This is a genomic window from Streptomyces sp. NPDC051677 (assembly GCF_044453465.1).
In the GTDB taxonomy this organism is placed as follows: Bacteria; Actinomycetota; Actinomycetes; order Streptomycetales; family Streptomycetaceae; genus Streptomyces.
This window is the reverse complement of the sequence record NZ_JBITCT010000009.1, coordinates 101634-110430: the sequence shown is the minus strand read 5'-3', so window position 1 is coordinate 110430 and position 8797 is coordinate 101634. Positions and strand designations below refer to the sequence as shown.

General features: G+C 70.9%; 7 protein-coding genes. All 7 read left to right on the top strand.

Going from position 1 to position 8797, the window contains the following annotated elements:
• The first annotated feature begins 208 nt into the window (after positions 1-208).
• Positions 209-1102 carry a hypothetical protein gene (locus tag ACIBAF_RS13075; RefSeq protein ID WP_399463252.1) on the top strand — a complete coding sequence of 298 codons (894 nt, stop codon included), beginning with the start codon at positions 209-211 and terminating at the stop codon, positions 1100-1102.
• A gap of 187 nt (positions 1103-1289) precedes the next feature.
• Positions 1290-2132, top strand: coding sequence for a nitrilase-related carbon-nitrogen hydrolase (locus tag ACIBAF_RS13070; RefSeq protein ID WP_399463251.1), 843 nt, complete (start codon positions 1290-1292; stop codon positions 2130-2132).
• Positions 2129-3412 (top strand): aspartate aminotransferase family protein, encoded by a 1284-nt coding sequence (locus ACIBAF_RS13065; RefSeq protein WP_399463250.1) that lies wholly within the window; start codon positions 2129-2131, stop codon positions 3410-3412. Before ACIBAF_RS13070 ends, ACIBAF_RS13065 begins: the two co-directional genes overlap by 4 nt.
• 27 nt (positions 3413-3439) lie before the next feature.
• On the top strand, positions 3440-5023 hold the full coding sequence (locus ACIBAF_RS13060; protein WP_399463249.1) for a PucR family transcriptional regulator: 1584 nt from the start codon (positions 3440-3442) through the stop codon (positions 5021-5023).
• Between the two features lie 182 nt (positions 5024-5205).
• Positions 5206-6048, top strand: a complete 843-nt coding sequence (locus ACIBAF_RS13055) for a nitrilase-related carbon-nitrogen hydrolase (RefSeq protein WP_399463248.1) — start codon at positions 5206-5208, stop codon at positions 6046-6048.
• Positions 6049-6154: 106 nt separating this feature from the next.
• Complete coding sequence (gene hydA / locus ACIBAF_RS13050) at positions 6155-7558, top strand: dihydropyrimidinase (RefSeq protein ID WP_399463247.1); 1404 nt, start codon at positions 6155-6157, stop codon at positions 7556-7558.
• Between the two features lie 143 nt (positions 7559-7701).
• Positions 7702-8721 carry a TIGR03842 family LLM class F420-dependent oxidoreductase gene (locus ACIBAF_RS13045; protein ID WP_399463246.1) on the top strand — a complete coding sequence of 340 codons (1020 nt, stop codon included), beginning with the start codon at positions 7702-7704 and terminating at the stop codon, positions 8719-8721.
• Positions 8722-8797: the final 76 nt, after the last annotated feature.

Genomic DNA, 8797 nt, shown 5'->3' with positions numbered 1-8797 from the left:
TCGCGGGGTGGAGCCGGCGGCGGGTTCTGCGGGCGATGTGCACGACCTGCGGGCCGGGCATCGGGGTGCCGGGGCAGCAGCGGGCTCAATGGGTGGTGCATACGACGCCGGGGCGGGGCGTCGCGGGGTGGGGTCGGCGGCGGGTTCTGCGGGTGATGCGGATGACGCCGGGGCCGGTTACCGCGGTGCCGCCGCCGAGGCGGGTTCTGTGGGCGATGTGCACGACCTGCGGGCCGGGTATCGGGGTGCCGACGAGGTCGCGGTGGGGCCCACGGGCGGCGCAGAGGATGCCGGGGGTCCGGCGGATGCCGTGCCCGGGCCGCCGTCGGTCTCCGGCGAGGTCACGCCCGTTCCCGCCCCGGCGCCCGTGCCCAAGCAGCGCAAGCGTCGTCGTGGCAGCGCACGCTTTGCCGGGCTCGCCGAGGAGGAGGACGTCGTCGTACCGCCCGTCGCCGAGCCGGTGGCGCCCGCGCCCGCCGCGTCCGCGCGCCGTACCCCGCGCGGCGCCCGTTTCGCCGGGGCCGCCGAGAGGGCCGAGCGGCCGTCCGAGCCGCAGCGTGAGCCGTTGGACGCGGCGGCCCGGCGGGAGACCGTCGAGGTGGTGGAGCGGCTGGTGCGGCTGCGCGGCGACGGCCGCAGCGGCGAGGCGCACGCCCTGCTCGTCGAGCTCGCCTACTGGCCGGCCGCCCGCATCCCGCTGCTCGCGGCCGAACTGCAGCGCGCCGGGCTCACCGCCGACTGGACCACCCTGCTCTGGGAGGCCGCCTCCCTGCCCGCCGACCGGCTCGTCGAGGCGGCCGACGCCCTGGCCGCCGTGGGGCGCACGGCCGACGGCGAGCAGATCCTGCGGCAGGGCGTCGCCCGGCCGGCCGCCGAGATCGGGCAGTCCGTGCTCGGCCTGGTCGCGGAGGGCAGGCGCCGGGAGGCCCGCGCGCTGCTCGACGCCTACGTCCGTGTCCGCACCCCTGAGGAGGCCGCCCGCAGCGTCGGCCCGGATCCGCAGGCCCTCGTCCCGCTCCTGCTGGATGCGGCCCGGACCGTCTCGGAGGAGCGCCGCTGGGACCTCGTGCACGCCCTGCGGGTCGCGGGCTTCACCGCCTGACCGGGCCGGAACCGGCCGGCCCGGTTTACCTCGACGTAAAGAAAACCGTTCACGCTTGTTTCTCGCGGGGCATGGAATGCAGTTCACTCGATCGAGTGGGCGGACATCCTTCCCGGCGGGGCTTTCGCCCTCTACGGTCGGCGTACACGCGCGTAGACGCTCTGCCGTCCCGTCGAAGGAGCAGCTCATGGCCAACGCCGTACGTGCCGCACTGGTCCAGGCCACCTGGACCGGCGACACCGAGTCCATGGTGGCGAAACACGAGGAGCACGCCCGCGAGGCGGCCCGGCAGGGCGCGAAGGTCATCGGGTTCCAGGAGGTCTTCAACGCTCCCTACTTCTGTCAGGTCCAGGAGCCGGAGCACTACCGCTGGGCCGAGCCGGTCCCCGACGGGCCGACCGTGCGTCGTATGCAGGACCTCGCGCGCGAGACGGGCATGGTGGTCGTGGTGCCGGTCTTCGAGGTGGAGCAGTCCGGTTTCTACTACAACACCGCCGCCGTGATCGACGCCGACGGCTCCTACCTCGGCAAGTACCGCAAGCACCACATCCCGCAGGTGAAGGGCTTCTGGGAGAAGTACTACTTCAGGCCGGGCAACATCGGCTGGCCCGTCTTCGACACGGCCGTCGGCAAGGTCGGCGTCTATATCTGCTACGACCGTCACTTCCCGGAGGGCTGGCGGCAACTCGGCCTGAAGGGCGCGCAGTTGGTTTACAACCCGTCGGCCACCCATCGCGGCCTGTCCGCCCACCTCTGGCAGCTGGAGCAGCCGGCGGCCGCGGTCGCCAACGAGTACTTCGTCGCCGCGATCAACCGGGTCGGCGTCGAGGAGTACGGCGACAACGACTTCTACGGGACCTCCTACTTCGTCGACCCGCGCGGACAGTTCGTCGGCGAGGTCGCGAGCGACAAGGACGAGCAACTCCTCGTCCGCGACCTCGACTTCGACCTGGTCGAGCAGGTCCGGCAGCAGTGGGCGTTCTACCGCGACCGCCGTCCCGACGCCTACGAAGGGCTGGTGCAGCCGTGAGCGACCTCCACGCCCGCCATCGAAGCGTCCTGCCGGACTGGCTCGCCCTCTACTACGACGACCCGCTGGAGATCACCCACGGCGAGGGCCGCCACGTCTGGGACGCCGACGGAAACAAGTACCTCGACTTCTTCGGCGGCATCCTCACCACGATGACCGCGCACGCGCTGCCCGAGGTGACGAAGGCGGTGAGCGAGCAGGCCGGGCGGATCGTCCACTCGTCCACGCTCTACCTCAACCGGCCCATGGTCGAGCTCGCCGAGCGCATCGCCCACGTCAGCGGCATCCCCGACGCCCGGGTCTTCTTCACCACCTCGGGCACCGAGGCCAACGACACCGCGCTGCTGCTCGCCACCACGTACCGGCGCAGCAACACCGTCCTGGCGATGCGCAACAGCTACCACGGCCGTTCCTTCAGCGCGGTCGGCATCACCGGCAACCGCGGCTGGTCCCCGACCTCGCTGTCCCCGCTGCAGACGCTGTACGTGCACGGCGGGGTGCGCAGCCGCGGCCCCTTCGCCGACCTCGGCGACGCCGAGTTCATCGACGCCTGCGTCGCGGACCTCAAGGACCTGCTCGGGCACACCCGCCCGCCCGCGGCCCTGATCGCCGAGCCGATCCAGGGCGTCGGAGGTTTCACCTCGCCCCCGGACGGACTGTACGCGGCCTTCCGTGACGTGCTGAACGCATCCGGGATCCTGTGGATCGCCGACGAGGTGCAGACCGGCTGGGGCCGCACCGGCGAGCACTTCTGGGGCTGGCAGGCGCATGGGCAGAGCGGTCCGCCGGACATCGTCACCTTCGCCAAGGGCATCGGCAACGGCATGTCCATCGGAGGCGTCATCGCCCGCTCCGAGATCATGAACTGCCTGGACGCCAACAGCATCTCCACGTTCGGCGGCACCCAGGTCACCATGGCGGCGGGCCTCGCCAACCTCGGCTACCTGCTGGAACACGACCTCCAGGGCAACGCCCGGCGGGTCGGCGGTCTGCTCATCGAGCGGCTGCGCGCCGTCGCCGCCCAGGACCCCGGTGTACGGGAGGTGCGCGGGCGCGGGCTGATGATCGGCGTCGAACTGACCAGACCCGGCACCGACCTGGCCGACCCGGACCGGGCGTCCGCCGTGCTGGAGGCGGCCCGCGCCGACGGGCTGCTGCTCGGCAAGGGCGGCGGCCACAACACCAGCGCCCTGCGCATCGCCCCGCCGCTGTCCCTGACCGTGGCGGAGGCCGAAGAGGGCGCCGCCATCCTCGAAAGCGCGCTGAGGAGCACACAGTAGCGCCGCCTGAGCAAGGGAAACATCGCCATGACCATCATCCTGGAGCCCTGGGGCCCCGTAGAGCCCCTGGAACCCGCTCTGTCGGTCCGTCAGGTCCTGGCCCTGGAAAGGGTGTTGGCCGGGGAGCCCGAGGTGGTGGCCGGCGCGGCGCAGCTCGACCGGCCGGTGCGCTGGGTGCACGTCGCCGAGGCCGCGGACGTCGGCGTGATGCTCAGCGGCGGCGAGATGGTCCTCACCACCGGTGTGCTGCTCGCCGGCGACGAGAGCGCGCAGACCGAGTACATCCGGTCCCTGCACCGGGCGGAGGCCGCGGCCGTGGTGCTGGGCCTCGGCCGTGCCTTCCCCACCCCGCCGGACGTGATGCGGCGGGCCGCCGAACGGTGCGGGCTGCCCATGATCGTGCTCCACCGGCCCTTCCCGTTCGCCGAGTTGACGGAGGAGGTCCAGTCCCGGCTGGTCCGGCGGAAGTTCGCCGCCGTCAGCCTGTCGGAGGCCGTACGGACCGCGCTCACCGGACTGATCACCGCGGGCGCCCCGCTGCAACTGCTCCTCGACGAGATCGCCCAGCACGCCGCCTGTCCCGTCGTCGTCACCAACCTCGCCCACCGGGTGCTGGCGACGGCGGGGGAGCGGTCCGCGGTCGACGACGTGCTGCGGGACTGGGAGCGCATCGCCCGGCAGGCCGGCGGCAGCGAGGGCGACGGCTGGATCCGCGCCGAGCTCGGCGGACGCGGCGAACGGTGGGGGCAGATCATGCTCTGCGGACACCGCGGCGACACCGCGGGCGGCCGGCTGCTCGCCGACCGGGCCGCCGAGGCCCTCGTCCTGCACCGCATGCTCGGCGGCGCCTCCGCCCACACCTGGGAGGAGCAGTCCGCGCAGAGCCTGCTCACCGACCTGATCTCCGGCGTCGTACCGGCCCGGCAGCTGCTGCCCCGGGCCCGGGCGGCCGGACTCCCCGTCAACCGGCGCACCTTCGTCCCGCTGGTCGTGCGGGACGGGGACCTGGCCGAACTCGACCGGATGCTGAGGCTGTTGGGGATGCCGGGCCTGGTCGCCGAGCTCGCGGACGGGGCGACGGCGGTGCTGCTCAGCCTCGCCCGCGACCAGGACGCCGACGCACTCGCCGCGCACTTCGCCGCCCGGCTGCGGACGGAGTCGGGTCAGGCCCGTACGGTCGTTGCGGCGGCCGACCCGCGCACCGTCTGGGAGGACGTGCCCGCCGGGCTGCGCGAGGCCCAGCACGTCGCGGACGCCGTGGCCGACTCCTCGGCCGCCCTCGACCTCCCGGCCGTCGTCCGCCTCAAGGACGTCCATCTGCGGGGCCTGGTCCGGCTGTTGCGGGACGACCCGCATGTGCAGTCCTTCGCGGAGCGGGAGCTGGACGGGCTGCTGTGCGCGGCGGGCGAGGACCTGCTCGCCGTGCTGCGGACCTATCTGGCCACCGGCCGCAACAAGTCCCGCACCGCCCAGCTCCATCATGTCTCCCGGCCCGCGCTGTACCGGCGGCTGGAGGCGATAGAAGGCCGGCTGGGCGTGGACCTGGACGATTTCGAACAGGCCGCCTCGGTGCACATCGCGCTCCTCGCGCACGACGCGCAACAGGGCTGACCCGCGGGCGGCGGGCAACCGCCCCGAAACATGAAACGACCTGGGAAAACGGCGGTGAAACATGGGGCGACCAAGACGTGACACGCTGGCACGCCGGACGCCCGCAGACGTGACACGGTGCAACTCAAATGGGTCTTCCGGCCTTTCTAGGCTCCTCGCACACCGAGCGACCGGAGGTCCCGATGAGCAGAGTGATCCGTGCCGCGATTTTCCAGACGGCCTGGACCGGCGACAAGGAATCGATGATCCAGGTCCACGAGCAGGCGGTGCGCGACGCGGCCGCCCAGGGCGCTCAGGTCCTGTGCTTCCAGGAGCTGTTCTACGGACCGTACTTCTGCCAGGTCCAGGACCCGCAGTTCTACGAGTACGCCGAGCAGATCCCCGACGGCCCCATAGTCAAGCGTTTCCAGGCGCTCGCCCGGGAACACGGCATCGTCCTGGTGCTGCCGATGTACGAGGAGGAGCAGCCCGGCGTCCTCTACAACACGGCCGCCGTGATCGACGCGGACGGCTCGTACCTCGGCAAGTACCGCAAGCACCACATCCCGCAGGTGAACGGTTTCTGGGAGAAGTTCTACTTCCGCCCGGGGAACGTGGGCTGGCCCGTCTTCGACACGGCCGTCGGGAAGATCGGCGTCTACATCTGCTACGACCGCCACTTCCCGGAGGGCTGGCGGGCGCTGGGGCTGGAGGGCGCGGAGATCGTCTTCAACCCCTCGGCGACCTCGCGGGGCCTGTCCGCGTACCTGTGGCAGCTGGAGCAGCCGGCGGCGGCCGTCGCCAACGAGTACTTCGTCGGCGCGATCAACCGGGTCGGCGTCGAGGAACTCGGCGACAACGACTTCTACGGGACCTCGTACTTCGTGGATCCGGAGGCCCAGTTCGTCGGCGAGGTGGCAAGCGACAAGGAGACCGAACTCGTCGTCCGCGACCTCGACATGGCCAAGCTGCGCGAGGTCCGCGACCGCTGGCAGTTCTACCGGGACCGCCGTCCCGACGCCTACCCCCCGCTCACCGCTCCGTAGCAGGCGGCGCCTCAGCCGCAGTCGCCGCCGGTCCGGTGCACGGGGGGCCGGACCGGCGGCGCCGACCGACCCGCACACCAGTGTTGAGCACGGCAGGAGAGGGAGTATGAGCAGCCGTACCGTCATCCGGGGTGGCCTCGTCATCACCGCGTCCGACGAGATCCATGCCGACGTCCTGATCGAGGACGGCCGAATCGCCGCCCTCGCCGCCTCCGGCACCCCGGCCGCCGAGGCCTGGAGCGCCGAGCAGGTCATCGACGCCACCGGGAAGTACGTGATCCCGGGCGGCGTCGACGCCCACACCCACATGGAGCTGCCGTTCGGCGGCACCTTCGCCTCCGACACCTTCGAGACCGGAACCCGGGCGGCCGCCTGGGGCGGTACGACGACCATCGTCGACTTCGCCGTGCAGAGCGTCGGCCACACCCTGCGCGAGGGACTGGACGCCTGGCACGCCAAGGCGGAGGGCAACTGCGCGATCGACTACGCCTTCCACATGATCGTCTCCGACGTGAACCAGGACACGCTCAAGGAGATGGATCTGCTGGTGGAGGAGGGCGTCACGTCCTTCAAGCAGTTCATGGCCTACCCCGGCGTCTTCTACAGCGACGACGGCCAGATCCTGCGCGCCATGCAGCGCTCCGCCGAGAACGGCGGACTGATCATGATGCACGCCGAGAACGGCATCGCCATCGACGTCCTGGTCGAGCAGGCGCTGGCGCGCGGCGAGACGGATCCGCGGTACCACGGCGAGGTGCGCAAGGCGCTGCTGGAGGCCGAGGCCACCCACCGCGCCATCAAACTCGCGCAGGTCGCGGGCGCGCCGCTGTACGTGGTGCACGTATCGGCGATGGAAGCGGTTGCGGAACTTGCCAGGGCACGCGACGAGGGGCTGAACGTCTTCGGCGAGACCTGCCCGCAGTACCTGTTCCTGTCGACGGACAACCTCGCGGAGCCCGACTTCGAGGGCTCCAAGTACGTGTGCAGCACCCCGCTGCGGCCGAAGGAGCACCAGGCCAAACTGTGGCAGGGCCTGCGGACCAACGACCTCCAGGTCGTCTCCACCGACCACTGCCCCTTCTGCTTCGTGGGCCAGAAGGAGCTCGGCCGGGGCGACTTCTCGAAGATCCCCAACGGTCTGCCGGGCGTCGAGAACCGGATGGACCTGCTCCACCAGGCCGTCGTCGACGGGCACATCAGCCGCCGCCGCTGGATCGAGATCGCCTGCGCCACCCCGGCCCGCATGTTCGGCATGTACCCGAAGAAGGGCACCATCGCCCCGGGCGCCGACGCCGACGTCGTCATCTACGACCCGCACGCCGAGCAGACAGTCTCCGCCGAGACGCACCACATGAACGTGGACTACTCGGCGTACGAGGGCAAGCGCCTCACCGGCCGCGTCGAGACGGTCCTCTCACGCGGCGAACTCGTCATCGACCAGCGGAAGTTTGCGGGGCGTGTCGGCCACGGCCTGTACACGCCCCGCTCAACTTGCCAGTACCTCCAATGAGGTGTGACGCCGCAGCAACTAGGAGCAGCGCACCGTGACTCCGCTTCCTCGATGAGGAAGCTTCCAATCCGAAGATCGCGGTCCAGCCCGAACCGGCCCTTTACAGGGCGAAAGAACGCCATCAGACCATTGCAAGGAGACCGATGGACTTCGGACTTGTCCTCCAGACCGACCCCCCTGCCTCCCGTGTCGTCAGCCTGATGCAGCGCGCCGAGCGCAGCGGCTTCACCTACGGCTGGACCTTCGACTCCGCGGTGCTCTGGCAGGAACCCTTCGTGATCTACAGTCAGATCCTGGCCAACACCAGTACGTTGACGGTGGGCCCGATGGTGACGAACCCCGGCACCCGCACCTGGGAGGTCACCGCCTCCACCTTCGCCACCCTCAACGACATGTTCGGCAACCGCACGGTGTGCGGCATCGGCCGCGGCGACTCCGCGATGCGCGTCGCGGGCCGCACCCCGAACACCCTCGCCCGGATCAGCGAGGCCATGAAGGTCATCCGGGCGCTCGGCTCGGGCCAGGAGGCCGACCTCGGCGGCACGGTCGTCAGGTTCCCCTGGATCAAGGAGGACGCCCGGCTCCCCGTCTGGATGGCCGCGTACGGACCGAAGGCGCTGAAGATGACCGGCGAGGAGGCCGACGGCTTCATCCTCCAGCTCGCCGACCTGTACCTCACCGAGTACATGGTGAAGGCCGTCAAGGACGCGGCCGTCGCCGCCGGACGCGACCCGTCCGAGGTGAAGATCTGCGTCGCCGCCCCCGCGTACGTCACCGAGGACGACTCGCCCGAGGCGCTCGCCCACGCCCGCGACCAGTGCCGGTGGTTCGGCGGAATGGTCGGCAACCACGTCGCCGACCTGGTGTCCAAGTACGGCGAGCACTCCTCCCAGGTCCCCGAGGAGCTCACCGACTACATCAAGGCACGTCAGGGCTACGACTACTCGCACCACGGACGCAGCGACAACCCCGACACCGAGTTCGTGCCCGACGAGATCGTCGACCGGTTCTGCCTCATCGGACCCGTCGAGAAGCACATCGAGAAGCTGAACGCCCTGCGCGAGCTGGGCGTCGACCAGTTCGCCGTCTACGACATGCACGACGCGCAGGAGAAGGTCATCGACGCGTACGGCACGACGGTGATCCCGGCCCTCAACGGCTGACCCCCGCCCGGCCGACACCGCTCGACTCCCCACCCCCCACTCCAGTTCTCCCCTCCTCCGTCGTTCCCGGAGGAGG

Coding starts and splice junctions, on each gene's coding strand:
- ACIBAF_RS13070 (WP_399463251.1), top strand. CDS start 1,290: ATGGCCAACGCCGTACGTGCCGCACTGGTCCAGGCCACCTGGACCGGC.
- ACIBAF_RS13060 (WP_399463249.1), top strand. CDS start 3,440: ATGACCATCATCCTGGAGCCCTGGGGCCCCGTAGAGCCCCTGGAACCC.
- ACIBAF_RS13055 (WP_399463248.1), top strand. CDS start 5,206: ATGAGCAGAGTGATCCGTGCCGCGATTTTCCAGACGGCCTGGACCGGC.
- hydA (WP_399463247.1), top strand. CDS start 6,155: ATGAGCAGCCGTACCGTCATCCGGGGTGGCCTCGTCATCACCGCGTCC.
- ACIBAF_RS13045 (WP_399463246.1), top strand. CDS start 7,702: ATGGACTTCGGACTTGTCCTCCAGACCGACCCCCCTGCCTCCCGTGTC.